Raw genomic sequence first — 26,666 nt, forward strand, 5'->3', positions numbered from 1 at the left:
GATCCTTGGCTAGTTCGTTGGCTAAGGCTTGTAATTTACTACGATCCATTGTGTGATGTTCCATGTGGCTATCCTTCTGTGAAGGTTAATTGGCCGAGGGAACTTACACAAATTTATTTACAGGGTCCCTTGTTTAACTTCTTTTCAACCATCAAAATGGATTTAGATTCTCTTTTTACTTCGCCAAGCACTTGGTTGATAAATGTTTGCCAACCTTCACCTTTAGATTTATAAAAATCTAAAACATCCTTATCAATCCTTAGAGTAACTTGTTCTTTAATTCCGCTACCCACAGGTCTTCCCCTGCCGCGAACGACTCTGTGTTTAATCGCATTCCACTCTTCTTCCGTGATAGGCGGGTTATCGGGGTCAGATAAGGCGGCCTTAGTAATTGCGGCATCCTCTTCGGCACTCAGTCTAATTAGCTTCTTCTTCATAGATTTTCATCTCACGGTTATTTGCTTTTCTTAAACTAATAATTCTCATCGCTATTTTTGACTCTACATAAATCACGCAATACAGGCGTTCATTCATTAACACCAAAGCAATCCGTCTTTCTTCACCGTAATTCTTTCTTTCATCGATCCAGCTAAAGGCTGTATCCCAATCAAGTATCTTTGCATTTGAGAGCGGAAGGCCATGTTTTGCGAGGTTGAATCATTTTTTGCCGAATCATAAGTGAATTTCATCGGAAATATTGTAGTTACGTTAAATCATAACATCAATGAATTAATATAACTACAAAAATTATGGGAATTTCAATCTAAAGAAGAGGGTAGCAAGGAGTGTGAAGGGGGTGCTCATGCCCTTGAATTTCCCGTAAAAGCCCTCATATGGATGATGAATAGCAGAAATGCCTAAACTGGCGATAATAAAATTCGCAGCAAAACATTTCACGAGGAGTCATGATGAAAATGGGTAATTTACTCAAGTTGTTTGTTGGTGTATTCGCAAGCGCGCTATTACTAACGAGTCATCTTGCTTTTGCAGAAGCTACTTTGCCCGAGGTCTATCAAGCAATTGAATCTGGGCAATTGGCAAAAGCGGATGCCATGATGCAAGAGGTCTTGAAAAATCATCCTAATAGCGGCAAGGCACATTACATGGCTTCTGAGCTTTACCTCAAAGAAGGTAAGTTAGATGCTGCAAGAAGCGCTTTTGTACAAGCAGAAAATCTGGCGCCAGGTTTACCATTTGCTCAACCTGATTCTGTACAAAGGCTCCAAGCGCAATTACGTGCAGGTACAGCACCAGGCAACGTTAATACTAATGCGGGTGCAAATTCCATCTTTACTAGCCCAGTTTTTTGGATCTTGATTGCTATCTTGGTTGCGGGCGTAATCTTCTTTATGAGGAAGCGCCAGCAGCCAGTGGAGGTTTATAACGCGCCGACTGCAAATGGACCATATCCAGGGGCACCAGGAGCGCCTGGCACCTATCCGCCTGGTTACCCAGGCGCACCAGCATCTGGCATGGGCGGTGGTTTAATGGGCAGCTTAGCGACTGGTGCAGCACTCGGTGCTGGTATGGTTGCTGGTGAAGCTTTGGCAAGTCATTTAATGGGCGGTAATCAACGCCCAAATCCAAACCTCAATAACGACTTTAACCAAGTAGGCGGTCAAGCACCAGATGCTGCCAACTTTGGCGTCAATGATGCAAGCTCTTGGGATGATGGTGGTTCGAGCTCTTGGGATGATGGCGGTGGTGATTTTATGAGCGACGTGTAAGAATAACTAAGAGGGTGGAGAGAGCACTATGGCAATTTCAATGTATCAAGCATCAATTCCGCAACTCACAAAGATGCTCACCAATCTTTCCAATATCCTCAAAAAGGGTGAGGAGTTTGCAAGTGCCAAGAGTCTTGATAGCAAAGCATTGGTGGAGGGTCGTCTTGCCCCAGATATGTTTCCGCTATCCAAGCAAGTTCAAATTGCTTGTGATCAAGTGAAAAATGGCATGGCGCGCCTAGCCGGTGTTGAGCCACTTAAATTTGAAGATAACGAAACTACTTTTACCCAGCTACAAGACCGTATTGCTAAAACTATTGCTTTTGCCAATAGCCTCAAGCCAGAGCAAATTAATGGCACTGAAGCAAAAGAAATTAAGTTCTCAATTAAAGAGTGGAACTTTGAGTTTGTTGGCGAGCAATATCTGCTGACCTGGATCATCCCTAATTTTTATTTCCATATCACTACGGCTTATGACATCCTGCGCCATAACGGGGTAGAGGTTGGTAAGTCCGATTACCTAGGTGGCTAAATAGTCCTTACAATATAATCATGGAATATTTTTCACAAATCGTTGAGACAGTAAACCCTTGGCTCTTCCGAGCCAGTGTTTACCTATCCAATGCTTTTCTAGACGATCCGGCAATTCTCGCTTTTGCTTTTTGCTAGAGCGGAAAGCAAGCATCCAATAAAAAACCACCGAACATGCGGTGGTTTTTTATTTAAGAAAGTTAAAGCCTTACTTAATCATCCCTGCATTCTTGGCATCATCCATGGCTTGAGCCGTTTTCTCTTTCATGAATGCCGGCATCTTTGCCAATGGAATATCCACAATCACAAAGCCAGCATCTTCCAATTTCTTCTTAGTCTCGGGATCGGCATTGAGCTGTGCGAAGTAGTCAGACATCTTTTGTTGCAATATCAGTGGGGTTGCTTTGGGCACGGCAACGCCACGGTAAGCGCCATCTACCCAGTTCAATCCCAGCTCTTTAAAAGTTGGCACGTCTGGTAGAGCGGGATTACGTTTCTCAGTAGCGATTGCCAGTGTGCGCACTTTCCCTTTTTGCTGGATCGCCAAAGGTAGGTAACCCATCGCGCCATCAACGTGCATTCCAATCAAGGCGGTAATCAAATCACCCGTGCCTTTAAAGGGAACGTAAGTAATTTTGACGCCAGCCAGTTTATTGAGGCGCTCGACTGCCATGTGGTTAGCTGAGAACTGTGCGGATCCAGCAAGCGTCATCTTGCCAGGATCTTTTTTGGCGGCCGCAATAAATTCTTGATAGGTCTTGTAAGGACTATCTGCAGACACCATCAAAGCATCAGGGGTGAAGTGGTAGTAGTAGATCGCATTAATATCTTCCGTCTTGTACTGAATCCCCTCCTGTAGCGGCTGCAAGATAGTGTGGGGGATATTCACACCCACTACCGTTGTACCGTCAGCGGGATAGGTATTCATGGTGCTCCATACCAATGCACCACCAGCACCAGCACGGTTCATCACTACCATCGGCTGTTTGAATTTCTTAGCTGAGATGTCGGCTTGATAGCGCGCTACCAGGTCAGACTCACCAGCAGGTGGGAAGGGGATGATGTACTGAATGGTTCTATCGGGGAAAGGTTGAGCATGCGCGCCGGATAGCAAGCCAAGTGAGACTAGGCCAATACTCAGCAATCTACTTAGTAATTTAAACGGCTTCATTTAGAAATCTCCTCAATGACTGCATTAGTAACATCACTCATCATGGCTGTGCCGCCTAAATCACGAGTATGTAACTTTGGATTGACTGTCACTTTTTCAATGGCTGCCATTAACTTTGCACCGAGCGCTTTTTCACCTAGGAAGTCGAGCATCATCACTGCTGACCAGAAGGTGCCAATTGGATTAGCAAGACCTTTACCCATAATGTCAAAAGCAGAGCCATGAATCGGTTCAAACATGGATGGATAGCGACGCTCTGGATCGAGGTTTCCAGTAGGCGCAATGCCTAGGCTACCAGCTAATGCAGCTGCCAAATCACTGAGTACGTCTGCATGTAAGTTGGTAGCAACGATGGTGTCTAAAGATTCTGGGCGATTGACCATGCGCGCAGTAGCGGCATCAACTAACTCCTTGTCCCAAGTGACATCCGGAAAATCTTTGGCAACGATATTGGCGATCTCGTCCCACATCACCATGCCATGGCGCTGCGCATTAGATTTAGTGATGACAGTGAGGTGCTTGCGAGGACGTGACTGCGCCAACTTAAAGGCGAAGCGCTGTACGCGCTCCACTCCAACGCGAGTCATGATGCTCATATCTGAAGCTACTTCGATGGGGTGACCCTGGTGTGCTCGGCCACCTACACCAGAGTATTCGCCTTCAGAGTTCTCGCGCACGATCACCCAATCAAGCTGATCTGGTTTGCAATTACGTAGTGGCGTTTCAATGCCAGGAAGAATGCGCGTAGGGCGTACGTTTGCATATTGATCAAAGCCCTGGCAAATTTTGAGACGCAAGCCCCACAAAGTAATGTGATCTGGAATCTTAGGGTCGCCAGCTGAGCCGAACAAAATCGCATCTTTAGAGCGCAAAGGTTCGAGACCATCCTCGGGCATCATGATGCCGTGCTTGCGGTAGTAATCGCCACCCCAATCAAAGTGCTCGAATTGGAAAGCGACTTCAGGATGTTTTTTACTTAAGGCATTCAATACCTTCTCGCATTCTGGGATGACTTCTTTGCCAATGCCGTCACCTGGGATGGATGCGATCTTATACGTCTTCATATGTCTCCTACTGTTCTTTTTATATGAGCTATTTCAGGGATAACTTCCTGAATAACTTCTAGGATCATTATGCAATTCCTAGGTCCCAATACAACTATGGGGTACTCGGGGTTTATGGCTAGGGAGGTCGAGAAAAAAGAGGGGGTGGGAGGGGGTTCATAGCCCCAAAACAACAAAAATAAGGCCATTTTTGCGGTTTTTACATATACTGTATAAACATACAGTATATTAATGACTATGACGCAAGTAATGAACCCCGCAAAAGTAACCCTAAGCCAGGCACCACAAGCCTTGGCAGGCCATTTTGCCGCCTATGAGCTCAAGCTCCTAAGTCATCGGATGTCAGCTGGATTCCCTAGTCCAGCGGCAGATTACGCCGAAGACGGCCTCGATCTGAACCATTACCTTGTCCAGAACAAGCCAGCTACCTTCATGTTCACCGTGAAGGGGGATTCCATGCTGGGCGCGGGGATTTGTGATGGCGACAAGGTCGTCGTTGATAAAGCCCTTAAGCCAAAACATAAAGACATCGTGGTTGCCGTAGTGGATAGCGAGTACACCATCAAGCGCCTTTATCAGTTGCGCGGCCGTATTGAGCTCCAGCCAGAAAACCCAAACTATCAACCCATTACCTTTAATGAAGGCAGTGAGCTGCAAATCTGGGGTGTAGTGGTTGGGGTAGTGCGTAAGTACAGCAATGCCAGTGGCAGAAATGGGAAGTGAGATGAACTCCAATTCACAAACCATATCAACTCCACTTTTTGCACTTGTGGATGTAAACAACTTCTACGTTTCTTGTGAGCGTGTATTTCAGCCGAAGTTGGAAGAAGTGCCGATGGTGGTGCTCTCCAATAACGATGGCTGCGCTGTAGCACGTAGTGCTGAAGTCAAAGCGCTTGGCGTGAAGATGGGAACACCTTGGTTTCAAATGAAGGACTTGGCCAAGCAGCATGGCATTCAGGCTTACTCGTCTAATTACACCTTGTATGGCGACATGAGTAGTCGTGTAGTTCAAGTGCTGAGAGCGTTCACGCCAAACCTAGAGGTTTACAGCATCGACGAGAGCTTTTTACAAATCGAGACAGTCTTAAAACAATATCAAGATACGATTGAATTAGGTCAAAAGATTAAACAGGAAGTGAAAGATACCACCGGCTTACCAGTCTGTGTGGGCATTGGTGCCAGCAAGACCTTGGCTAAGTTGGCCAATCACTTGGCCAAGAAACATAAGCAGTTCGTTGGCGTATGTGATGTCAACGCTATGGCCAAAGAAGAGCTCTATCAGTGGATGAGCGAGACTGAAGTGGGTGAGGTTTGGGGGGTTGGTAAACAAATTGCCAAGAAACTCAAAGCCCAAAACATTCAGAGTGTATTTGATCTTTTGCAAGCCTCACCACAAGCTATGCGTCAACAGTTTGGCGTGGTGATGGAGCGTCTCTGTTATGAACTGCGTGGCACATCTTGCTTGCAACTAGAAGAGGTAGCGCCAGCCAAACAACAAATTATCGCCTCGCGCAGTTTTGGTAAGTTGGTGACTAGCCAGGTAGAGCTTGCAGAATCGGTTGCTACTCACGTAGCGCGTGCAGCTGAAAAGCTCAGAACGCAAAACAGTACTACGGGCGCGCTCACCGTATTTATTCAGACCAATCCGTTTAAGCAAAACGAGCCACAGTATCACCAAAGCGTCACGATTCCATTGGCGGATCCAACGGATAACACGTTGACCTTAACCAATGCAGCATTGGCAGGCCTCAAGCAAATCTATCAAGCGAACTTCCGCTACAAGAAGGCGGGCGTCATTCTCAATCTGATTAGCGACAAGCCAACAGCTCAGCAATCCTTGTTTGAGGATATCGAGACTAAAGGTAAGTCTGCTCATTTGATGAAAGCGGTAGATGAGATCAACACGCGCTTTGGCAATGCATTCATCAGATCTGCAGCCGCAGGAACCAATGGCACTAAAGAAGAGTGGCAGATGAGATCAAACAATCGGTCGCCGAACTACACCACGAGGTGGGATGAGTTGCCCATCGCACGATAAAAAACATGAAATATTTAAATAAAAAACCACAATTTTTTACAAGCTCATTTTGTGAGCTTTAAGTCAATTATTCTGAATTCGTAGCAGTAGATAAGCGGTAAAAAATAGATAGCAAAAGCCAAATAGCAAAAGAGGAGAAACAAATGAACACAATTAGCAACTTGATGAACAACTTTAATGGCATCTCATTGGCAGTGATCATGATCCTGTCTTATTGCGCAGTGTTGAAAAACACCAAGCGTCATGATGCTGAAACAAAACAGATCTTTAATCGTAGATATCAGTAAAAAATATCGGCGGTAGTAGTTAATGAAAAAAGCAGCAGGCAGCAAAAGTAGGGGGGAATAAGGAAATCACGGATTCCTTATTCCCTTGCTCTTTTTAGGCGGCCTTTAGTTCAAACTTAATTCTCTTTCCTAGGGCAGTTGCTGCACTGGCTAAGGTAATTAAAGTAAGGCTAGTGTCGGTTTCATTAAGAAGACGATTTAAAGCAGCACGACTAGTGTGCATTTTTTTAGCCATAGAAGTCTTCGTAATTTGCTGTTTCTCCATCTCACTTTCAATTTGCCAGGCAATGACACGTTTTACTGCTACGGCAGTAGAGTGCTCAAGCAGTGATTCATCTTTTAAGAATTCATCAAAATTACTACCAATATGTTTCTTTTTCATAATCCTCTCCTTAACTGCTTTACTCTAGTTCTTGCTAAATCTAAATCAGGCTTTGGTGTCTTTTGTTGTTTCTTGATGAATCCATGAATCAGTATCATGGCACTGCCATCCAGCACAAATAGAACTCTGGCAATGCCATTGGATAGCTTGCTGCGAGCCTCCCAAAGTTCGCCATCAATATGCCTTACTAGGGGCATGCCAAGGGGCCAGCCAAATTGAATAGTTTTTATATCTTCGCCCATTACTTTTTTATCCCTAGGGGTTAGTAGTCGGAGCCATTGCCTAACGGGTTCGTTATTTGATTCTGTCTTAAAAAAGTACACATCTAGGATTGGGGTTTTCATCCGTATAGCGTACCAATAATGGTACATATATTACATCAGAAATTACCGAAAAGCTTGTAGGGGGCTTTAATAAAAAAACAGTAAGGGTTGGATCAACCTAAGCAAGAAAGCTAAGACTACTTAGCTTCTAGAGCTTTGCGTAAAAACTCGGAGACATTATCTTGGCGAAGCATCCATTGCTTATAGTCAGTGGGAACTTGGCTAATGGGCTCGCCCTTATGTTTGCCAAAAGGCATGATCGTTGGAATCCTGGCCTTCTCAGACATTTCCCATAGGGCATCTAAAGAGACTGGGTGTAGCTTATCAATAATTTGCCCAACAATCTTGGAGCAAATCCATACGTCAGCTAATGCGCTATGCGCATTGCGTAATTGGTCCCTAGCTGTATCGCGTTCGAAGAAGTAGAGCAGAGCACTTTGAGTGTGACTATCAAGCTCAGGCCATAGACTGCGTGCAAGAGCAAGGGTGCAGATACGCTTTACTTCAGGCTTGCCAATCGCAACCCAGTCAAAATCAATGTTGTGCCCAATCAGGTATTTGGTGCCAGTAGGTAATCTAAAAGAACTACTCGCCGGGCAATTGACCAGCTCTTCGTCCATGATGTGATGAGTAGCAAGTGCACCCAAGCTAATAGGCTTGCCGGGGTTATAGCGCTGCACCCAAGGATTACCCACTTCAAATGGCTTCAGGGAGGTGACATCTAATGAAGCAGCTTCAATAATGACGGCATCGTTCTTATCAGTTGCTTCTACATCGAAAATAATGGCTTGGGACATAAGGGCTTTGTTGGTATTGAATGGATCTATTGTGCCCTGAGTATCAATCTGCTTACATCTTAATCATCCTAATTGCCTATGCATTGTGATCCTGGGGTTCTACGCTCAATCTTTATATATAGAGGAGGGCTTGCTTTGCGAGTTTCTATTGAGTGTTCCCATAAGCACCTGCAGTTATTCAGAATCTCGCTGGATGCACGAACTGTTCTGGTTTTGCTAATTATCTGGATAATTTGGGGGATTTTTAGGATTCTGAAGATCTTCTGAATAACTGTTTTTGATGGGGGGTAAGGGTGGATGAGCCAAACCCCCGGCACTGGCAGAAATTGGGTTTGGCTGCTTCGTTCCCGACCTGACCAGGTTATCCAACCCACCATGCGGGGAGGCCCATCCAATTCCATTTTAGCTTGTTAGAATGTAAGACATGACAGCATTGGCATTAGCCCGTTCGTGGCGCCCCAAAACCTTCTCTGAATTAGTCGGCCAAGACCATGTGGTTAAGGCCTTAACCCATGCTTTGGATCAGGGTCGCCTGCACCACGCATGGCTCTTTACGGGTACCCGTGGAGTAGGTAAGACCACAATTGCCCGGATTATGGCTAAGGCCCTCAATTGCACGGGGTCTGATGGTTCCGGCAAGATGACTTCAGAGCCTTGCGGAAAATGCCCGGCCTGCATGGAAATCGATGCTGGTCGCTTTGTTGACTATATAGAGATGGATGCTGCAAGTAATCGTGGCGTTGACGATATTGCTGCCCTCCTAGAAAAGGCAGCTTACGCACCCAGCAATGCGCGTTATAAGGTCTACATGATTGACGAGGTGCATATGCTCACCAATCATGCCTTCAATGCCATGCTTAAAACCTTGGAAGAGCCGCCAGAGCACGTCAAATTTATTCTAGCTACTACCGATCCACAAAAGATCCCAGTTACCATTCTGTCTCGTTGCTTGCAGTTCAACCTCAAGCAAATGCCAGTACCGCTCATTGTTGAACATTTAGAAAAAGTGCTCGCTGCTGAGAAGGTGGAGTGCGAAGTCAATGCCTTACGTGTTCTCGCCAAGGCGGCTCAAGGTTCAATGCGTGATGCTTTGTCGCTAACCGATCAGGCCATTGCCTATGCGGCTGGCAGAGTTAGCGAAGAATCCGTACGCGGCATGCTTGGCACATTAGATGATGCTTATCTCATCCGTATTTTAGATTGCTTGATTGCTAAAGATGGTGCAAGCCTTCTTGCAGTCGCAAACGAAATGGGTGAGCGCAGCATGTCTTTCTCATTGGCGTTGCAAGATCTCTCTAGTCTGTTGCAAAAAATTGCAGCAGCCCAAGTCGTTCCAGAATCCGTTTTAGAAGATTGGCCAGAAGCAGGCGAGATTTGTCGCTTGGCAGGCCAGCTCACAAAAGAAGAGGCGCAACTCTTCTATCAAATCACGATTACAAGTCGTCCAGATTTATCGCTGGCACCGGATGAGCAAACTGGCTTTGCCATGACCCTATTACGTATGTTGGCGTTCCGTCCCGGAGGCAATAGCGGCGGAGGAAGTAATTCTTCTCCAGCACCGTCATCTCCATCGGCTCCACCAGTCAATACTGCTCGTCCAATAGCGTCTGCACCAGCACCTGCTGCTAGAGCAGCTGCGCCTGCCGCTCCAGTGTCTACACCGTCAGCACCAGCTGCACAAATTTCCGTGGCCAGTTCTGCCGAGCGTCCTGATTGGCATGCCTTGATGCGTCAGTTACCCGTTAAAGGGATGGTGCAGCAGTTAGCATTTCAGACAGAGTTGCAAGATTGGAATGATTCAGCTTCTGGGGTGCGTGCAACTATCCTCACGCCGATGCCGCAGTTAGCTTCAGAAGCTTCTGTTGGTCGTTTGGCTGATGCGCTTACAACTCACTTTGGCAAGCCCGTCAAGATCGTAATTGAAAAGGGCGAAGTAGAAGGTAAGACAGTGGCCAAGGTGGATGCCCAGATTCATCAAGAGAAAAGAATGAATGCGGAGCAAATGATTGCTGCCGATCCATTTATTCAGCAATTAGAAAAAGAGTTTGGTGCCAAGGTAGTTGGCGGTTCTGTGAAACCTCTTTAATTCAATATCAATATTCATAAATCACAATTAATACCACTAAGGAAATAAAGCGATGATGAAAGGTGGACTTGCTGGCCTCATGAAACAGGCTCAGCAGATGCAAGAGAAGATGAAGACTGCGCAAGCCGAGTTGGCTGCGTTGGAAGTAACTGGTCAAGCTGCCGGTGGCTTGGTAAAAGTAACTGTCTCTGGCAAATACGAACTCAAACGTGTGCAGATTGATCCAGGCGCCATGGATGATCGTGAGATGTTGGAAGACCTCATCGTGACTGCTTACACAGAAGCATTCAAACAGGTGGAAGCGGCAAGTGCCCAGATGATGTCTGGCGCCACTGCTGGCATGCCAATGCCCCCTGGCTTTAAGTTACCGTTCTAATTCAATTTTGTTAAATACGAACCTGAATATTTAATGGCGCGCATAGAAGCACCTCAAGATGCACTCGGTCGATTGATCGAGGCATTACGCGTTCTGCCTGGGGTAGGCCCCAAGTCAGCGCAGCGCATGGCGTTCTATTTATTGCAGCATGACCGTAATGGTGCGGCAGTACTCGCTCAATCATTGGGTGAGGCAGTTGAAACAGTAGGGCACTGCGCGCGTTGTAATACTTTTTCAGAAACTCAGGTTTGCGGTACTTGTTCCGATGGTCGCCGTGATCCTTCTTTGCTTTGCATAGTAGAAACGCCTGCTGACCAAGTGATGGTGGAGCAGACGCTCAGTTTTAAAGGTAACTACTTTGTATTGATGGGTCGTCTCTCACCACTCGATGGCATGGGTCCAAATGAAATCGGCTTTGATCGATTACTCAATCGCATTGAGACCCCTGATACTGGTGTGTCGATTCGGGAAGTGGTGCTGGCTACGAATTTCACGAGTGAAGGTGAGGCTACTGCTCATTACATTGGCGAGGTACTTAAAGCTAAAGGCATCAAAGTTACGCGTATTGCACGAGGCATCCCAGTAGGAGGAGAGCTTGAGTATGTGGATGCTGGCACCTTAGCTCGCGCATTAATGGATCGCCGTTAATTCTTCTGATTGCTCCTTGAGTTGTTTTCAGGGCACACCCAAGACTAATGCGAGCCCAATCTATCAGTGATTCTTCCCTGATCTGTCATCTCTAGGACATAAAGACTAGGTAAATTGCCTCTTTTTGGGGATAATTTGGGCTGCGCCGCCCTTGGGCTTCAATCCCAGGCCGTGAGTGCACTGATTTTTCCTTCAATCTGTTGCCATAACCACTAGGTTCAGCAACCTCATCAGAAATCGTGAATGACCCGCAAGCTTTTGCTCATTCTCTTGTTAAGTTTTGTCACTGCTTCTGTGTACGCACAGCGGGCAGGGTCAGGCGCCGACCAAATTGCGAGTTTTGCAGAAGCAATTCAGGGATTGCCAACAGAAGGTGAGATCCTGGGGTTGCCTGTAAACGTACACGGTCAAACTACCTATATTAATCAGCGCTACAACGCATTCAATTCCCCTTATCAGGGGCAAAACAGTTTGCTACCCGATAAGTCGATGAGTTATACCTGGTCGGGGACGCTATTTTTTGGTGCACGTGTCGCCTCTGATACTGATATTTATTTCAATCCTGAAGTAGTTTCTGGGGTGCCTTTTTCTGGATTGACAGGTTTAGGTGGTCCTACCAATGGCGAGGCAACTCGCGCACAAGGTGCACAAGCCCACTTTTATTCTGCTCGCGCATTCTTGCGTCAAACGATTAACCAAGAGGGCGGTAAGGTCGAGTTAGAAAATGATGCCAACCAGATTGGTCAAACAGTCAGCAGCAATCGATTTGTGATTACTGCAGGACAGTTTTCTACATTAGATATTTTTGATGACAGTAGGTACGCTAAAGATCCCCGCGTGCAATTTATGAACTGGGGCAATATGACTTCCCTATCTTATGACTACGCAGCCGATGCGCGCGGCTATAGCTGGGGCTTGGCGGGTGAGTGGTATCGTGATAATTGGGTCTTTAGAGCCTCACGCATGCTAGCTCCAAAAGACCCAAACGGGCGCGATCTGAACTGGCAAATTTTTAATTCTTACGGTGATCAGATTGAGGTAGAGCGTCAGCATAGTATTGGCAGCTTACCGGGTAAGGTCAGTGTCCTAGGTTACCGTAATCGCATGGTTATGGCACGATTTACTGACGCTACTAATTATTTGTTGGTGAATAATGCTCAGGGCACTCAAGCTATTGTCAATGTTCGCAATAGCGCTCAAGTCAAAACCGGTATTGGTTTAAATGCTGAACAAGCCTTGACCAAGGACATGGGTATATACATGCGGGCATTCACATCCGATGGCCATACAGAAACTATGGCTTTTGCAGAGGCCGACAGCTCTTTATCTGTTGGTATGGGGATTAATGGTGAGCGCTGGGGTAGGGCCAAAGATACGATAGGCCTATCTGCGATGCTCAATGGCATTTCATCTAATCGAAGAGCCTATTTACAAGCAGGAGGAATTTCCAATTTCATTGGTGACACCCCTTATCCTTACGCAGGTCCAAGTCAGTCTATTAGTTATAAGCCTGAACAAATTAGTGAGGTGTACTACAACGCTTTGGTGATTCAAAATGTCCTCTTGGGTCTCAACTATCAGCACATCATGAACCCAGCCTACAATGCTGCTCGCGGTCCTGTAAATGTTGTGTCTTTTAGGATTCATGCCGAGTTCTAAGAATTTTTAGACTCGATCCATAATTATTATCTTTAGAATCAATAACATAGAGAATTTTAATAATTCGACTTTTATCCTTTATCCCCTATAATCCTTAAAACCTCCAGAATCGCGTTTAAATTTGGTCGAAATCTGCATCTGGAGCTATAAAAACAGCATTTTTATTGATTTAGAGGCTGCCGCATTTGTTAATCCTTACACGCAAAATTAGCGCATTCAATGCTGCTCACTGCATCACTTCCTTGGTAGTTGCGACTTTTGCTTGCTCTGTGTTTGCGCAGTCCGCTACCAATGACATCACGCCGGCAAGTGTCAGCGTGCAAACAGGTGATACATCTTTAACTGCGCCTCCCTCAATTAGTGCTCAGCTGAGTGCTAAGGATAAGTCCTCAAAGGCTACGGAACTATTTGCACCAGTTACCAAACAAAATACCCCAAAGATTTATGTCAACAACGCATCAACTGGCTCATCAGAAATGGATTTACGCCAACTTTGGAGTGAGCTCAAACTCAATAATCCCCAGCTTGGCGCATTGCGTGAATCGTATTTATCGGCGAAAGCAACTGTGCCTCAAATTGCAGCACCAGCTAATCCACAGGTTGGTCTAGTGTGGTCCGGTATGCCGGCTAACTCCCCATTTGCATTAGGTGGTGCTAATGCACCATCTCAGCAATACCCCGGTGGAATTAGTAGTAATAACTCAATTTCGATTGCTCAGCCATTTCAGTTTCCAGGTAAAAAGAGTTTAGCTGCTGATATTGCCGATACCAATGCAGAGGCATTGCTGGCTCAATCTGAGGCAGCCTATTTGCAGTTAGGTGCACAGTTATCTACGCTGTATTACAGCGCGCTTGCTGCACAAAAGCAGTTGCAAGTGCTAAAAGAGTCGGTGATTCGTTTGGAGATGATTAAGAATGTTGCGAAGGCTCGCTATGCGAATAATGCTGCTGCTTATGTTGAGTATTTAAATGCTCAAGTTGCTCAAAGTTCTGCAGAAGCAGATCAATTTAATTTAGAGCGCCAGCTACAAGTAGCGTTAAACAACATTAATACTTTAGTGGGGCGCCACTCACGTGAAAAGCTTGTTCTCAAAGGCGATGTCCGCCGTTCGATGAATGCAATGCCAACCTTGATAGAGTTAGAGGATTACGCCGAATCTAGTCACCCAAGTCTAAAAGGATCTGCCCTCCAATTGGAGGCCGCTCGCAAAGGGGTGACCTTGGCGAAGAAGGCCTACTTGCCAGATTTCCAGGTGATTGGTTCTTCCTATACCCCACGCGGACCATTTTCAGCCAATAATGGTGCCTTGTTTTACCAGTTAGAGTTAGACCTCATTATTCCTTTGTACTTTTTTACCAAGGAGAAATACGGGGTGGAACAAGCGATCCGCAATCAAGCTTCTGCTGAGGCAAGCGATATTTCTAATCGTCAACAGATCGTGCTGGCTGTGAACTCAGCTTACGCTTCTTATGAGCAAGCCAGAACTGCGGCAAACTTTCTCAGGGATAGGCAAGTACCTCAGGCTGATGCAGCATACAAGGTCGGATTAACTCAGTATTCCAATAATGGCCAAGGGTTCAATGATTTGTTAACAGCACAAACGCAATTACGCGGCTTGGAAATTCAGCTGGCTCTCGCGGAGAGTAATTTATTGCAAGCGCAAGCTGTTTTATTGGCTACGGCCGGTAAAGAACCTTTTTAAGGAGTTGTTTTGAAGCATAAACTGATTGCCATTTACCAGCGAGCCCTTGCAGAAGCGCATAAGCTAAAGCATCAATTTGTAGCGCGCATTGATGCGAATACAAATAATATCCATCGCTCCTATTGGGCGCTACCACCAGAGACGCGCGCTCGACTGCGTTTAGTGATCATTTGTATTTCAATTTTGATGCTGGGCATTGTGATAGGGCTATTTGTCAATGTGAACCGTCCAGTCAAGCTTGAAAAAAATGATAAGTCATTAAAGGTAGAGTCGTCTGGTGTGATGGAGTTAAAGCTCCCAGGCCTTAATTTAAATCCAAATGTTTATGTATTTACCGAGGCCATTAAATCGGATGTTCCAGTTGAGTTAGCGATGCCTGGTCGTTTGACGTTTAATGCTGAAAAATCGAAAGTGCTCTCGGCTCGAGCTGCTGGACGGGTTGAGCGGATTGACGCCTTTGATGGTGCGCAAGTAAAAGTGGGCTCTCCTGTTTTGGAGATGTATAGCCCAGATTTCATTTCTGCTCAGCAAGAATATCTACTGTCCTCTAAGACTACGAAGATTCTAGAGGGTAATAAAGCGATGGGTGATTTATTGTCGGATTCTCGTATTACACAAGAGGCTGCTGCCAACCGCATTCGTAATTTAGGTGCCGGTGATGGCGACATTCATTTCCTAGAAAAGACTGGTAAAACGCAAACCAACTTAGTGGTGCGATCACCAATTGATGGCGTGGTAGTGAAGCGTGCAGTAGAGCCTGGTGCTTTTGCCAACATTGGCGATGTTTTGGCCACCTTGGCGGATCCGAAGGCCTTATGGTTCTTGGGTAACGTATACGAGCAAGATATTGCCAAGATTCAAAAAGGTCAAACCATTATTTTGCGTACTGAAGCCTATCCGGACAAAGTATTCACTGCTAAAACTAATTTTATTGCGCCTACTATTGATCCGGATACCAGGGCTTTAGTGATTCGTTGTGATGTTGATAATTCCGATGGTTTATTGCGTCCGGATATGTTTGCTTCAGGCAAGCTACAGGTTGGCTCATCGCAGGCTGTCGTTTTGCCACAGACTGCTATTGTGCGGGTTCGCGAGATGCGTTATGTCATTATCAGAACGGCTCCGGATACTTTTAGACGTTTTGTGGTCAAAGGTTTCGATCTTGATGGCAAACAATTTGCGGTGACCGAAGGTGTTGAGCCTGGTATGCAAGTATTAACGGATGGCGCGGTCTTGTTAAATGATCGTTTTGCGAAGCAGGAGGAGTAATTGAGTTTCGCAACGAACTTTCTAAGGAGCGTTTTAGATAAACGTGTTCTCATCCTCTTCGCTTCTTTTGTTTTATTGTGCATGGGCGGATATAGTCTCAAGCAATTGCCTATTCAGCCTTACCCTGGTGTAGCGCCGCTCACCATCCAAGCGATCTCCCAATGGCCTGGAAGAAGTACAACCGAAGTAGAGCAGCAGGTGACTATTCCAGTAGAAAATGCACTCGCTGGCATTCCCGGAGTTAAGGCATTCCGCTCGGTATCTCTCTTTGGTCTTTCTGTTGTCACGCTCAAATTTAATGACAACGCAGATCCTTTTAAAGTACGCCAAATCTTTATTTCCAACTTGGGAAATGTGACTTTCCCCCCGGGCGTGAGTTCAAGTGTGAGTCCTGATTCGGATGCTACTGGCGAGATCTTGCGTTACCAAGTTAAGTCTGACTATGCGTCTCCAACCCGACTAAAGACTTTGCAGAACTATGAGATCTATAAAGAGCTCAAACAAACACCGGGAATCGCAGACGTTTCTTCCTTTGGGGGGAAGGTACGGCAGTACAACGTGATTGTTCGCCCAGAGAGCCTGCAATCTAAAAATATTACTGTGGCGCAGCTAATTGATGCCTTAACAAAGGCTAATGACAATACTGGCGGCGGTGTTTTGCCAAGTGGTGAACAGCAGTTTGTTGTACGCGGTGTCGGCTTGCTAAAGAATTTAGATGATATTAGGCGCGTAGTGATTGCTGTTAATAATGGCGTGCCCGTTCGTATTGGTGATGTAGCAACGGTAGAAATTGGCAATGCACCACGTTTGGGCTTGTTCCAGTTTGACGAAAATCCTGACTCAGTAGAAGGAATCGTCTATTTGCGTCGCGGCGAGAATGCCTCCGAAGTCTTGGCACGAGTGCGTGAAAAAATTGCCACAATCAATGCCCATGTATTGCCTCCTGGCATTGAAGTCAAGCCATTCTATGATCGTCAGGTGCTATTAGATATTACTGTCGGCACAGTAAAGCATACGATGTTCTTTGGCATCTCTATGGTCTTGATATTGCTGTATATCTTCTTAGGAAATTTTAGGGCCGCCGCAGTAGTTGCAGTTGTCATTCCGCTGGCACTGTGTTTCTCTTTCATCATGATGTACGTGTTTAACGTACCAGCTAATCTAATTTCTTTAGGGGCCATTGACTTTGGCGTGATTGTAGATGCCGCAGTGATCATCACTGAAAACGTTATGCGCCATCTAGAGGATGGCGGAAAACGCTTAAACCAAAGCATTATTTTGGCCACTGCCGAAGTACAAAGGGCCATGGTGTATTCCACCAGCATCATTATTGTTGCTTATTCCCCCTTATTTTTAATGGGTGGAGTTGAGGGAATTATTTTTAAGCCCATGGCCTTCACCATGGGCTTTGCGTTAATTGCCTCGATTATTTTGAGTCTGACATTCTTGCCGGCGGCGATTTCATATTCGTTTGGTGAAAACTTCCACCATGAGCCACCAAAATTTATCACTTGGATGCTCAGTCGCTATAAGCCATTGCTTAGACGTCTCATGGATCATCCTCGGCATGTAATTACAATATCTATTTTGGTGTTGGGGATTACTTTAATAAGCGCTACCCGTTTGGGTACGGCATTCTTGCCCACTCTTGAGGAAAACAATATTTGGTTGCGGGTTGTCTTGCCCAATACAGTAGATTTGGACTATTCCATTAGCATAGCCAATCAGCTGCGAGAAACCTTTACAAGGCAGCCTGAGATAGACCATGTTGCCGCCCAAATTGGGCGCCCTGATGATGGTACTGACTCTACCGGGGTATTTAATCAAGAGTATGGTTTGTATCTGAAATCCCCAGAAGCGATGCCTAAGGGCACCACAAAAGCCGACCTCTTGAAACGTTTACAGGGTGAGCTCAATCGTATTCCTGGAGTTTCCTTTAGCTTCTCTCAATATATTCAAGACAACGTGAATGAGGCTTTGTCGGGTGTCAAGGGTGAGAACTCGGTAAAGATTTTTGGTACCGATCTGAATATTCTGAATACTAAAGCTCATGAAGTTATTGATCAGCTTAAAAAAGTACGCGGTATTGAGGACGAAAGTATTTTGAGGGAGCTTGGTCAGCCAACCTTGAATATTCAAATCGATCGTGAGCGAGCGGCGCGATATGGTGTAAATGTCGGAGATGTTCAGACTGTAGTGGCGAATGCCATTGGTGGGGCACCAGTTAGTAATTTCTTGGAAGATGAAAAAACTTTTGGTATTGCGGTGCGTTTAAATGAGTCAAGCCGAAACGATTTACCCGATATTGCTAATTTACTGATTGATACCCCTTCAGGTGCCAGGGTACCTTTGGGTATGGTCGCCAATGTTGAATTAACTGATGGCCCATTCTTTATTTACCGCGAAGCTGGGAAACGCTATATTGCTGTGATTTTTAGTGTGCGTGATCGTGATCTTGGGAGTGCCGTAGAGGATGCTAAATATTTAGTGGAGAAGAATGTGGCATTACCCGCCAATTACTCTATTGCATGGGATGGCCAATTCAATCAAATGAAGGCTGCGCAGCAAAAGCTGATGGTCATTATTCCATTAACACTGGTGGCAATTTTCTTGCTGCTAGTGACTGCTCTAGGCAACTTCCGTGATGCCATCATTGTTCTGATTAACGTACCTTTTGCGGCTATCGGCGGCATTATCGCATTGCATCTTGGCGGTGAGACTTTAAGCATTTCTGCCTTGTTTGGATTCTTATCGTTATTTGGTATTGCGATTCAGGATGGCGTGATTTTGATTTCTTATATCAATAAAACTGTTGCGCAAGAGCATGGCGCTATGAAAGATGCGATGGTTGATGGGGCTGCCTTGAGAGTGCGCCCTGTTCTGATGACCGCGATGCTAGCTGGCCTTGGTCTCTTGCCGGCAGCGCTGTCACATGCAATTGGTTCGGAAGCGCAGCGTCCATTGGCCCTTGTGATTGTAGGCGGAATGATCACCACAACTATTTTGACTTTACTAGTATTGCCAGTGATCTACGCAGCAATGAGAGCGCGTGGCAAACACAAACCAGGACTCGTTTAATCATGTCTAAGCAACCCCACATCCTGGTCTCTAATGACGATGGCTATTTAGCTCCTGGCTTGCTAGCTTTAGTAGAGGCGGTACGTCCCTTGGGTCGTATTACCGTGATTGCTCCTGAGCAGAACCATAGCGGTGCCTCGAATTCACTCACATTATCTAGACCATTGTCGATTCATCGCGTTGCTGGTGGCGAGCGGGATGGCTTTTTCTTTGTCAATGGCACACCAACCGATTGTGTGCACGTTGCCATGACAGGATTTTTGGATGAGAAACCTGACCTAGTGATCTCTGGCATCAATCAAGGTGAAAACATGGGTGAAGATACGCTTTACTCAGGCACTGTTGCTGCCGCAGTTGAAGGTGTGATGTTTGGTGTGCCAGGCATTGCTTTCTCGCAAATTGATCGCGGCTGGAATCGCATTGAAGATGCCGCTAAAGCGGCGCATGATGTAGTGGCCCAAATGCTGGTTTCTGCCTTGGCTCGTACTGAGGGTACAGCAACACTACTGAACGTCAACATCCCCAATCGCCCTTATGCTGATTTGTATCGCTGGCGTGTAACGCGCCTCGGTAATCGTCATCACTCTCAACCAGTAGTGGTGCAGGATAGTCCGCGTGGTGAGAAGATCTACTGGATCGGCGCTGCGGGCGATGTCAAAGAGGGTTCAGAGGGTACGGACTTTCATGCGATTGCTGAAGGATGTGTTTCGATCACGCCTATGCAATTGGATTTAACGCACCATGCTCGTTTAGCAGCGATGCGCGCGAATGGTTGGGATCGCGGTTGAAGGCTCCAACCGAACGCTTTGCTGCTTATCGGCAAGCCCTAGCAGCAAAAGTACATGCTGGCGGAGTAAAGCACGGTAAAACATTAGAGGCGATTGCTACTGTTCCTCGGCACGCTTTTATGGATGCTGGATTACATGCACAAGCCTACGAAGATACTGCGCTACCAATTGGGCACGAGCAGACTATCTCTAAGCCATCAGTAGTGGCACGCATGATTGAGTTGCTTCACAAGCCTAAACATAAACTTGGCAAAGTGCTGGAGATTGGCACTGGTTGCGGTTACCAAGCGGCGGTACTGAGTTTATTGGCAGACGAGGTTTACTCCATAGAGCGTATTCGTCCGCTGCATGATATGGCAAGAGCTAAGTTGCGCCCATTTCGCATTAACAATCTTCGCTTGATATACGGCGACGGTATTTTAGGTTTGCCTCAGGCCGCTCCATTTGACGGCATTATTTTGGCTGCTGCTGGCTTGGGTATTCCGGATGCCTTACTTGACCAATTAGCGGTTGGAGGGCGCTTAGTTGCCCCAGTCGCCAAAAATGACAAAGAGCAGCAACTGGTGATGGTTGAAAGAATGAGTTCCCAGCGCTATCAAAGAACTGTACTGGACGGGGTCTTTTTTGTACCCTTACAATCAGGGGTAGTATGAGATTTATGATGAATTCACCAATTCAGAACCCAATTTAATGTCATCCACTTTATTGAAGCTTTTCCTCGCCGCGCTCATGTCCTCATCTTTGATGTTGATGGTTGGATGTTCTACACCTCGCACTAAGCCTGCTAGCGTGACTGATCGTAGCGGTGGCTCAACTGAGCCTGCGCCCCCTGGTTACTATCGCGTTAAAAAAGGTGACACCTTGGCGCGCATTGCTTTGGACCATGGTCAGGCACCGCGTGATGTGGTGCAGTGGAACAAGACAGCCAATCCTAGCTTTAATCCCAACGTGATTGAGGTCGGTGACTTGATCATGGTTAAAGCACCAGCAGGAACTAAGCCCGCAAAAGTGGCTGAGAAAAAACCTGCAGCGGATAAAGCAGATTCAGCAGCCTCCACTCCTGAGCCAGCGAAAAACGATGTAGTTGCTGAGCCGGGCATACGTTTATCTTGGCCTGCAAAAGGTAAGGTCACCGGTGAGTTCAGTGAGACAAATAAGGGGATCGATATTGCTGGTAAGGTCGGCGAGCCAGTTCTTGCCGCCTCTGATGGCAAAGTGGTTTACGCAGGGAATAGTTTGCGTGGCTATGGCAATCTCGTGATTATTAAGCACGACAACACCTATCTCACTGCTTATGCCCACAACAGTAAGCTCTTGGTAAAAGAGGGTGATACTGTTCGTAAGGGTCAGAAGATCGCTGAGATGGGCGATACAGACACTACTGCAGCTAAGCTGCATTTCGAGTTACGCGTTAACGGCAAACCAGTTAATCCAACGCCGTACTTGCAGTAATGTTGTTGGTCTAGGGTAGGCGCCATGGCGACCGTTCTTGTATTCGATATTGAAACCATCCCTGATGTAGCTGGATTGCGTCGCCTAGAAGATTTGCCGGACTCCATGAGTGATGCCGAGGTTGCTAGCAAAGTGATGGCTGAGCGCACAGAAAAGACCGGTAGTGAATTTCTACCCTTGTTTCTGCAAAAGATTGTTGCCATCTCTTGCGTGATTCGCAGAACTACTAAAGAGGGCTTGCCACAAATTAAAGTGGGCACTCTAGGCACTCCGCAGGATGATGAGAAGGTCCTAATACAAGCCTTCTTTGATCTCATCGAAAAATACACCCCTCAACTCGTTTCTTGGAATGGCAGCGGCTTTGATTTACCCGTGTTGCACTATCGCGCATTAGCGAATCATGTGCAAGCTCCCCGCTACTGGGAGATGGGTGAGAGCCAGGATTCTGATAGCCGAGAATTTAAGTGGAATAACTACATCAGTCGTTATCACATGCGCCATCTCGACATGATGGATCTATTGGCTAAATTTAACGGCCGCGCTAATGCACCATTGGATGGCTTGGCCAAGCTCTGCGGTTTCCCGGGCAAGATGGGTATGGACGGCAGCCAAGTATGGCCCGCGTATCAAGATGGCAAGATTAATGACATCCGCCGTTACTGCGAGACCGACGTGGTCAATACCTATCTCATGTACTGCCGCTTTCAATTGCTGCGTGGCGGCTTTTCTCACGCTGAATATCAAGAAGAAATTGAGTTTGTTAAGGCTTATTTAGAGGGGGAATCTAAAGAGCCTAATGGCAGTCAATGGCAAGAATATCTGCAAGGTTTTTCTGCGGATGCGTAGAGGGGATAAGCCAGTCAATATAGAGGTGACTGAGCCAATTAAAGTCGAAGCGCTGGATTTGGATGCTCAGGGGATTGCACGCCTAGCCCCCAATGAGGAGGAGGCCGCCCAAGGTCAAAGCGGTAAGGTGATCTTTATTAAAGGCGCACTACCAACAGAGTTGGTCAGTTACACCATCACCAGTAATAAAGCGCGCTTTAGCAAAGCCAAAGTACGCGATATTCTGAAACCCGCCGTATTTAGGGCGGAACCTAAGTGCAAAGCCTTTGGTGTGTGTGGTGGCTGCACCATGCAGCATCTAGATATACGAGCGCAAGTGGCTATCAAGCAGCGTGTACTTGAGGATGACTTGCAACATATTGCCAAGGTAAGGCCTGAAGAAATTCTGCGCCCGATGGGTGGCCCTACTTGGGAATATCGTCACCGCGCACGTTTAAGTGCTGTCAATCGCTCCATTAAAAAAGGTACCGTACTGATTGGTTTTCATGAGGGTAAGAGCGGCTATGTAGCTGACATGCTGGCTTGTGAAATTTTGCCCAAGCATGTATCGGATTTATTGCCAGAAATGCGTAAGTTGGTAATGGGATTATCGATCGTTGACCGTATGCCGCAGATTGAGATTGCGGTTGGTGAGCCGGAAGATGTCTTCTCGGATGATCCCAAGAAATCAAAACCAGTTACTGCTTTAGTGTTTCGGAATCTCAAGCCCTTAACGGCTGAAGATGAGCAACTTCTCCGACAGTTTGCAGATCAGCACCAGGTTTGGGTTTGGCTCCAGCCTAAAGGCATTGAGACCGTCGCACCGTTTTATCCCGAGACCGGCAAGCTTTGTTATCGGCTGCCTGAGTTTGAGATAGAGATGCCATTTAAACCTGCGGATTTCACACAGGTAAATCATATGATGAATCGTGCCTTAGTCAGTAGGGCTATTCGCTTATTGGAAGTGAGAGAAACAGATCGAGTGTTGGATTTGTTTTGCGGTATTGGCAACTTCACATTACCGTTAGCCAGAAAAGCAAAACAGGTCCTAGGGATCGAGGGTTTGGAGAGTCTGACGACTCGAGCTAAAGCCAATGCAGAGCATAACGGACTCGTTGATAAGGCCAGCTTTATGCAAAGCGATTTATTTCAAGTTACAACAGAAACGATTGTATCGTGGGGCAAAGCAGAGCGTTGGTTAATGGATCCGCCGCGCGAGGGTGCGATGGAGATTTGTAAAGCGCTTGCAGAGTTGCATATTGCGCAAAGTGAATTATTGCCACAACGGATTGTTTACGTATCCTGTAATCCCAAAACTTTGGCGAGGGATGTAGAGATCTTGTGCCATCAGGCAGGCTACACATTAAGTAGTGCGGGCATTATTAATATGTTCCCCCACACCTCCCACGTGGAGTCTATGGCCGTATTTGATCGTCTATAGCCCCTCAAACCCCAGATTTAGTTCTATTTTCCGTAAGTATTGCCCATATTTAGTGCATTTAGCCTGATGCTGGTGCGGCGCCCTCAAAATCATGTCTTATAGAAGAGTAGATTGAGTTTGTGCAGTGATGTATTTCTGCCCAACTTTTTTACCTTCGGGAGAGCGTCATGAAAGCCTCAGATAGTTTTGCAATCTTATTGATCTTGCTTGCACTATCCTATGCTGTGAGTATGTTTGTAGCAACTTAATTATTTAGCTAAACAAACAGACTAAATAGCAGTAGTAAAAAAGACGCCCGCAGGCGCCTAATGAGAACAACACACTAAAGTTTTAGCGTGTCTTAATCTCCCTTAATCTCGATTACCACCAACAATACCCAAGAGGGCAAGTAAGTTGGTGAAGACGTTATAGACATCTAAATAAATAGCCAGAGTAGCCATGATGTAATTTGTCTCGCCACCATTGATGACGCGTTGAACATCAACCAGGATGAAGGCTGAGAAGATGGCAATGGCTAACACCATCACTGTCAACATCAACGCTGGTAATTGCAGCCAGATATTTGCCAATGAGGCAATGATCAAGAGAAGTACGCCTACCATCAAGAATTTGCCTAGGCCAGAGAAATCACTCTTGCTCACTGTTGCAATGGTTGCCATTGTGGCGAAGATTGCAGCCGTACCGCCAAATGACAACATGATCAATGTCGCACCATTGCTATAGCTATTGAGGGTGAAGCCAATCAAGCGGGACATCATGATGCCCATAAAGAAGGTAAAGCCCAGGAGCAGGAGAACGCCCACGCCTGTATCTTTATTCTTTTCAATTGCCCAGAAGAAGCCAAAGGCTACGGCCATGAAGACGATAAAGCCAATAAATGGACTACCAGAGAAAAGGCTTAGACCCATGGCCACTCCAAGCCAGGCGCCAATCACGGTTGGAATCATGGAGAGCGCCAAGAGGGCATAAGTATTACGGAGAACGCGGTTGCGCACCTGGACATTACTAATTGAGCCGGTTTGGCCAAAGCCGTAAGAGTTCAGATCACTCATATTGACTCCTTCTTTTTCATAGTGAATACAAGAGCCCATGAAGGGCTGTTGAGGTTAAGTATAGACAAAACACCCTAATTTCAAGCCGCTATTGAAAAGACCTACAAATTAAAGGCTTATGCCCTGTAAATTCAAGGGCTTAGCCCTACGGACATAGGGGTAAATACGGTTAGGCAATGTATAATTCGGGGGTCGCTGGAGTGGGGTGGCTAATTGACCTCACCTGGCAAATACCTTTGAAATCACTATTGGAGTCTTGCATGGCAATTGAACGCACCCTTTCTATTATCAAACCTGATGCTGTTGCTAAAAACGTCATCGGCAAAATTTATGACCGTTTTGAATCTGCTGGTTTGAAGATCATTGCTTCCAGAATGGCGCATTTGTCACAGAATGAAGCTGAGCAGTTCTACGGTGTTCATAAAGATCGTCCTTTCTTCAAAGATTTGGTGAGCTTCATGATTTCTGGTCCTGTAATGATTCAAGTATTGCAAGGCGAAGGCGCTATTGCTAAGAATCGTGACTTGATGGGCGCTACTGATCCGAAGAAGGCAGAAAAAGGCACAATCCGTGCTGACTTTGCTGATAGCATCGACGCAAACGCAGTTCACGGCTCTGATGCTCCTGAAACGGCTGCTGTGGAAGTTGCTTTCTTCTTCCCTGGCATGAATGTTTTCAATCGTTAATCTACGATTGCTAACGAACAACCTATTTAATATATAAGTAGGCGCATTGACCTCCCCGCGCGTAAATCTCTTAGATTTTGACGCTGACCAAATGGCAGCGTTTGTCGCGGGGTTGAATGAAAAGCCCTTTAGGGCAAAGCAACTCATGCAGTGGATACACCAACGCGGTGTAGCTGACATTAACGACATGAGTGATTTAGCAAAAAGCTTTAGAGCAACTTTGCTAGATAAAGCGGAAGTAATTTCCCTCCCCGTTATCAAAGATGAACACGCCAATGACGGTACACGCAAGTGGCTATTGGATGTGGGCGCTGGTAATGCGGTCGAGTCTGTGTTTATTCCTGAAGATGATCGAGGCACCTTGTGTATCTCTTCTCAGGCGGGCTGCGCAGTCAATTGCCGTTTTTGCTCAACTGGGCACCAAGGTTTTTCACGCAATCTCACTTCCGGTGAAATCATTGGTCAACTCTGGTTTGCTGAACATCTTTTACGCAATGACCCTGAGGCTATTCGTAGAATTGAGAAGTTTCCAACGCCAGGTTGGGAACACACTGGTCGTGTGATTTCTAATGTGGTAATGATGGGCATGGGCGAGCCCTTGCTCAACTATGACAATGTGGTTTCTGCATTGCGCTTGATGCTGGATGACAGGGCGTATGGTTTATCGCGCCGTCGTGTGACGGTTTCTACATCAGGCGTAGTGCCGATGATTGATCGTCTCGCACAAGATTGCCCTGTAGCATTGGCAGTTTCATTACATGCGCCCAATGATGCATTACGCGATCAATTGGTGCCACTCAATCAAAAATATCCTTTACGTGAATTGCTTGATGTGTGCGAACGTTACTTACCATTTGCGCCAAGGGATTTCTTGACCTTTGAATATTGCATGCTCGATGGCGTGAATGACTCCGATATCCAGGCAAAAGAATTAGTACGCTTACTCAGAAACATTAAGTGCAAAATTAACCTCATCCCATTTAATCCTTTCCCAGAGTCCGGTCTCAAGCGCTCATCAGCCCAACGCGTCAATGCTTTTGCCGGCATCCTTTTAGATGCGGGCATGGTGGCTACTGTGCGGAAGACACGTGGTGATGACATTGCCGCTGCCTGTGGTCAGCTGGCAGGAGGTGTTGTGGATCGCACCCGTGTGCGTGAACGCGCTGTTCACAATGCCGAGATTGAACTCGCCGAGGTTGAGCCGGATGAAGAGTTTGATGAGGATACCAATCTGGGGCCAAACGAGCATCCCATTGAGTGGCTCAAAAAGCTGAAGTAAA

25 protein-coding genes, 1 other RNA gene and 2 pseudogenes are annotated in these 26,666 nt (G+C 46.3%); 19 read left to right on the forward strand and 9 right to left on the reverse strand.

Going from position 1 to position 26,666, the window contains the following annotated elements; genetic code table 11:
* Positions 1-113: 113 nt before the first annotated feature.
* Together VC188_RS09170 and VC188_RS12060 are read right to left on the reverse strand one after the other, a co-directional pair.
* A complete protein-coding gene (locus VC188_RS09170; protein WP_323483748.1) occupies positions 114-437 on the reverse strand; it encodes a BrnA antitoxin family protein in 324 nt (107 codons plus the stop codon).
* Positions 418-642, reverse strand: a pseudogene (locus VC188_RS12060) (BrnT family toxin); the annotation flags it as partial. The gene VC188_RS09170 and the pseudogene VC188_RS12060, both read right to left, overlap by 20 nt.
* A 272-nt stretch (positions 643-914) precedes the next feature.
* Here VC188_RS12060 and VC188_RS09175 point away from each other — a divergent pair.
* Together VC188_RS09175 and VC188_RS09180 are read left to right on the forward strand one after the other, a co-directional pair.
* Positions 915-1,727 carry a tetratricopeptide repeat protein gene (locus VC188_RS09175; RefSeq protein ID WP_323483749.1) on the forward strand — a complete coding sequence of 271 codons (813 nt, stop codon included), beginning with the start codon at positions 915-917 and terminating at the stop codon, positions 1,725-1,727.
* Positions 1,728-1,755: 28 nt separating this feature from the next.
* On the forward strand, positions 1,756-2,259 hold the full coding sequence (locus VC188_RS09180; protein WP_323483750.1) for a DUF1993 domain-containing protein: 504 nt from the start codon (positions 1,756-1,758) through the stop codon (positions 2,257-2,259).
* A gap of 207 nt (positions 2,260-2,466) precedes the next feature.
* On the opposite strand, the gene VC188_RS09185 is transcribed toward VC188_RS09180, so the two are convergent.
* Together VC188_RS09185 and VC188_RS09190 are read right to left on the reverse strand one after the other, a co-directional pair.
* A complete protein-coding gene (locus VC188_RS09185) occupies positions 2,467-3,429 on the reverse strand; it encodes a tripartite tricarboxylate transporter substrate binding protein (protein WP_323483751.1) in 963 nt (320 codons plus the stop codon).
* Positions 3,426-4,493 carry a tartrate dehydrogenase gene (locus VC188_RS09190; protein ID WP_215359796.1) on the reverse strand — a complete coding sequence of 356 codons (1,068 nt, stop codon included), beginning with the start codon at positions 4,491-4,493 and terminating at the stop codon, positions 3,426-3,428. The genes VC188_RS09185 and VC188_RS09190 overlap by 4 nt, the downstream gene beginning before the upstream one ends.
* Before the next feature lie 249 nt (positions 4,494-4,742).
* Between VC188_RS09190 and VC188_RS09195 the strand changes: the two genes are divergently transcribed.
* The 3 genes from VC188_RS09195 to VC188_RS09205 all read left to right on the forward strand — a co-directional run bounded on the left by VC188_RS09195 (position 4,743) and on the right by VC188_RS09205 (position 6,821).
* Positions 4,743-5,216 carry a LexA family protein gene (locus VC188_RS09195; protein WP_251367788.1) on the forward strand — a complete coding sequence of 158 codons (474 nt, stop codon included), beginning with the start codon at positions 4,743-4,745 and terminating at the stop codon, positions 5,214-5,216.
* A gap of 1 nt (position 5,217) precedes the next feature.
* Entirely contained in the window at positions 5,218-6,534 is a 1,317-nt protein-coding gene (locus tag VC188_RS09200) for a Y-family DNA polymerase (protein WP_323483752.1), read from the forward strand.
* 143 nt (positions 6,535-6,677) lie between these two features.
* Positions 6,678-6,821, forward strand: a complete 144-nt coding sequence (locus VC188_RS09205; protein ID WP_216157050.1) for a hypothetical protein — start codon at positions 6,678-6,680, stop codon at positions 6,819-6,821.
* 94 nt (positions 6,822-6,915) lie between these two features.
* Here VC188_RS09205 and VC188_RS09210 read toward each other — a convergent pair whose 3' ends face one another.
* The 4 genes from VC188_RS09210 to ffs all read right to left on the reverse strand — a co-directional run bounded on the left by VC188_RS09210 (position 6,916) and on the right by ffs (position 8,715).
* Positions 6,916-7,203: a helix-turn-helix domain-containing protein gene (locus VC188_RS09210; RefSeq protein WP_216242131.1), complete on the reverse strand. Its 288-nt coding sequence runs from the start codon at positions 7,201-7,203 to the stop codon at positions 6,916-6,918.
* Entirely contained in the window at positions 7,200-7,547 is a 348-nt protein-coding gene (locus tag VC188_RS09215; RefSeq protein ID WP_323483753.1) for a type II toxin-antitoxin system RelE/ParE family toxin, read from the reverse strand. Before VC188_RS09215 ends, VC188_RS09210 begins: the two co-directional genes overlap by 4 nt.
* Positions 7,548-7,663: 116 nt before the next feature.
* A complete protein-coding gene (locus VC188_RS09220; RefSeq protein ID WP_216157040.1) occupies positions 7,664-8,323 on the reverse strand; it encodes a putative quorum-sensing-regulated virulence factor in 660 nt (219 codons plus the stop codon).
* 293 nt (positions 8,324-8,616) lie between these two features.
* An RNA gene (ffs, locus tag VC188_RS09225) (signal recognition particle sRNA small type) lies at positions 8,617-8,715 on the reverse strand.
* Between the two features lie 32 nt (positions 8,716-8,747).
* Here ffs and dnaX point away from each other — a divergent pair.
* The 12 genes and pseudogenes from dnaX to rlmD all read left to right on the forward strand — a co-directional run bounded on the left by dnaX (position 8,748) and on the right by rlmD (position 23,648).
* The gene (gene dnaX / locus VC188_RS09230) at positions 8,748-10,409 is read left to right on the forward strand and encodes a DNA polymerase III subunit gamma/tau (protein ID WP_216242127.1); all 1,662 of its coding nucleotides are present in this window, start codon (positions 8,748-8,750) and stop codon (positions 10,407-10,409) included.
* 52 nt (positions 10,410-10,461) lie between these two features.
* The gene (locus tag VC188_RS09235; RefSeq protein ID WP_215359808.1) at positions 10,462-10,785 is read left to right on the forward strand and encodes a YbaB/EbfC family nucleoid-associated protein; all 324 of its coding nucleotides are present in this window, start codon (positions 10,462-10,464) and stop codon (positions 10,783-10,785) included.
* A 33-nt stretch (positions 10,786-10,818) separates the two neighbouring features.
* Positions 10,819-11,433 (forward strand): recombination mediator RecR, encoded by a 615-nt coding sequence (gene recR, locus VC188_RS09240; protein ID WP_072582157.1) that lies wholly within the window; start codon positions 10,819-10,821, stop codon positions 11,431-11,433.
* A 243-nt stretch (positions 11,434-11,676) separates the two neighbouring features.
* Positions 11,677-13,092 (forward strand): carbohydrate porin, encoded by a 1,416-nt coding sequence (locus VC188_RS09245; RefSeq protein ID WP_323483754.1) that lies wholly within the window; start codon positions 11,677-11,679, stop codon positions 13,090-13,092.
* A gap of 185 nt (positions 13,093-13,277) precedes the next feature.
* Positions 13,278-14,795 carry a TolC family protein gene (locus VC188_RS09250; protein ID WP_072582159.1) on the forward strand — a complete coding sequence of 506 codons (1,518 nt, stop codon included), beginning with the start codon at positions 13,278-13,280 and terminating at the stop codon, positions 14,793-14,795.
* A 9-nt stretch (positions 14,796-14,804) separates the two neighbouring features.
* Entirely contained in the window at positions 14,805-16,064 is a 1,260-nt protein-coding gene (locus VC188_RS09255) for an efflux RND transporter periplasmic adaptor subunit (protein WP_323483755.1), read from the forward strand.
* Positions 16,065-19,142 (forward strand): CusA/CzcA family heavy metal efflux RND transporter, encoded by a 3,078-nt coding sequence (locus VC188_RS09260; protein WP_323483756.1) that lies wholly within the window; start codon positions 16,065-16,067, stop codon positions 19,140-19,142.
* A 2-nt stretch (positions 19,143-19,144) separates the two neighbouring features.
* Entirely contained in the window at positions 19,145-19,930 is a 786-nt protein-coding gene (gene surE / locus VC188_RS09265) for a 5'/3'-nucleotidase SurE (RefSeq protein WP_216242119.1), read from the forward strand.
* A 29-nt stretch (positions 19,931-19,959) separates the two neighbouring features.
* Positions 19,960-20,583, forward strand: a pseudogene (locus VC188_RS09270) (protein-L-isoaspartate(D-aspartate) O-methyltransferase); the annotation flags it as partial.
* A gap of 76 nt (positions 20,584-20,659) precedes the next feature.
* Complete coding sequence (locus VC188_RS09275) at positions 20,660-21,382, forward strand: peptidoglycan DD-metalloendopeptidase family protein (protein WP_323483757.1); 723 nt, start codon at positions 20,660-20,662, stop codon at positions 21,380-21,382.
* Between the two features lie 24 nt (positions 21,383-21,406).
* Entirely contained in the window at positions 21,407-22,228 is an 822-nt protein-coding gene (locus VC188_RS09280; RefSeq protein ID WP_323483758.1) for a 3'-5' exonuclease, read from the forward strand.
* Positions 22,221-23,648: a 23S rRNA (uracil(1939)-C(5))-methyltransferase RlmD gene (gene rlmD, locus VC188_RS09285; protein WP_323483768.1), complete on the forward strand. Its 1,428-nt coding sequence runs from the start codon at positions 22,221-22,223 to the stop codon at positions 23,646-23,648. Before VC188_RS09280 ends, rlmD begins: the two co-directional genes overlap by 8 nt.
* Positions 23,649-23,998: 350 nt before the next feature.
* On the opposite strand, the gene VC188_RS09290 is transcribed toward rlmD, so the two are convergent.
* Positions 23,999-24,700 (reverse strand): Bax inhibitor-1 family protein, encoded by a 702-nt coding sequence (locus VC188_RS09290; protein WP_215321835.1) that lies wholly within the window; start codon positions 24,698-24,700, stop codon positions 23,999-24,001.
* Between the two features lie 260 nt (positions 24,701-24,960).
* Between VC188_RS09290 and ndk the strand changes: the two genes are divergently transcribed.
* Complete coding sequence (gene ndk, locus VC188_RS09295; protein ID WP_071465494.1) at positions 24,961-25,386, forward strand: nucleoside-diphosphate kinase; 426 nt, start codon at positions 24,961-24,963, stop codon at positions 25,384-25,386.
* Between the two features lie 46 nt (positions 25,387-25,432).
* The gene (gene rlmN / locus VC188_RS09300) at positions 25,433-26,665 is read left to right on the forward strand and encodes a 23S rRNA (adenine(2503)-C(2))-methyltransferase RlmN (protein WP_323483759.1); all 1,233 of its coding nucleotides are present in this window, start codon (positions 25,433-25,435) and stop codon (positions 26,663-26,665) included.
* Position 26,666: the final 1 nt, after the last annotated feature.

Source organism: Polynucleobacter sp. MG-28-Ekke-A2, assembly GCF_035012985.1.
GTDB lineage: Bacteria > Pseudomonadota > Gammaproteobacteria > Burkholderiales > Burkholderiaceae > Polynucleobacter.

Coding starts and splice junctions, on each gene's coding strand:
- VC188_RS09170 (WP_323483748.1), bottom strand. CDS start 437: ATGAAGAAGAAGCTAATTAGACTGAGTGCCGAAGAGGATGCCGCAATT.
- VC188_RS09175 (WP_323483749.1), top strand. CDS start 915: ATGGGTAATTTACTCAAGTTGTTTGTTGGTGTATTCGCAAGCGCGCTA.
- VC188_RS09180 (WP_323483750.1), top strand. CDS start 1,756: ATGGCAATTTCAATGTATCAAGCATCAATTCCGCAACTCACAAAGATG.
- VC188_RS09185 (WP_323483751.1), bottom strand. CDS start 3,429: ATGAAGCCGTTTAAATTACTAAGTAGATTGCTGAGTATTGGCCTAGTC.
- VC188_RS09190 (WP_215359796.1), bottom strand. CDS start 4,493: ATGAAGACGTATAAGATCGCATCCATCCCAGGTGACGGCATTGGCAAA.
- VC188_RS09195 (WP_251367788.1), top strand. CDS start 4,743: ATGAACCCCGCAAAAGTAACCCTAAGCCAGGCACCACAAGCCTTGGCA.
- VC188_RS09200 (WP_323483752.1), top strand. CDS start 5,218: ATGAACTCCAATTCACAAACCATATCAACTCCACTTTTTGCACTTGTG.
- VC188_RS09205 (WP_216157050.1), top strand. CDS start 6,678: ATGAACACAATTAGCAACTTGATGAACAACTTTAATGGCATCTCATTG.
- VC188_RS09210 (WP_216242131.1), bottom strand. CDS start 7,203: ATGAAAAAGAAACATATTGGTAGTAATTTTGATGAATTCTTAAAAGAT.
- VC188_RS09215 (WP_323483753.1), bottom strand. CDS start 7,547: ATGAAAACCCCAATCCTAGATGTGTACTTTTTTAAGACAGAATCAAAT.
- VC188_RS09220 (WP_216157040.1), bottom strand. CDS start 8,323: ATGTCCCAAGCCATTATTTTCGATGTAGAAGCAACTGATAAGAACGAT.
- dnaX (WP_216242127.1), top strand. CDS start 8,748: ATGACAGCATTGGCATTAGCCCGTTCGTGGCGCCCCAAAACCTTCTCT.
- VC188_RS09235 (WP_215359808.1), top strand. CDS start 10,462: ATGATGAAAGGTGGACTTGCTGGCCTCATGAAACAGGCTCAGCAGATG.
- recR (WP_072582157.1), top strand. CDS start 10,819: ATGGCGCGCATAGAAGCACCTCAAGATGCACTCGGTCGATTGATCGAG.
- VC188_RS09245 (WP_323483754.1), top strand. CDS start 11,677: ATGACCCGCAAGCTTTTGCTCATTCTCTTGTTAAGTTTTGTCACTGCT.
- surE (WP_216242119.1), top strand. CDS start 19,145: ATGTCTAAGCAACCCCACATCCTGGTCTCTAATGACGATGGCTATTTA.
- VC188_RS09275 (WP_323483757.1), top strand. CDS start 20,660: ATGTCCTCATCTTTGATGTTGATGGTTGGATGTTCTACACCTCGCACT.
- VC188_RS09280 (WP_323483758.1), top strand. CDS start 21,407: ATGGCGACCGTTCTTGTATTCGATATTGAAACCATCCCTGATGTAGCT.
- rlmD (WP_323483768.1), top strand. CDS start 22,221: ATGCGTAGAGGGGATAAGCCAGTCAATATAGAGGTGACTGAGCCAATT.
- VC188_RS09290 (WP_215321835.1), bottom strand. CDS start 24,700: ATGAGTGATCTGAACTCTTACGGCTTTGGCCAAACCGGCTCAATTAGT.
- ndk (WP_071465494.1), top strand. CDS start 24,961: ATGGCAATTGAACGCACCCTTTCTATTATCAAACCTGATGCTGTTGCT.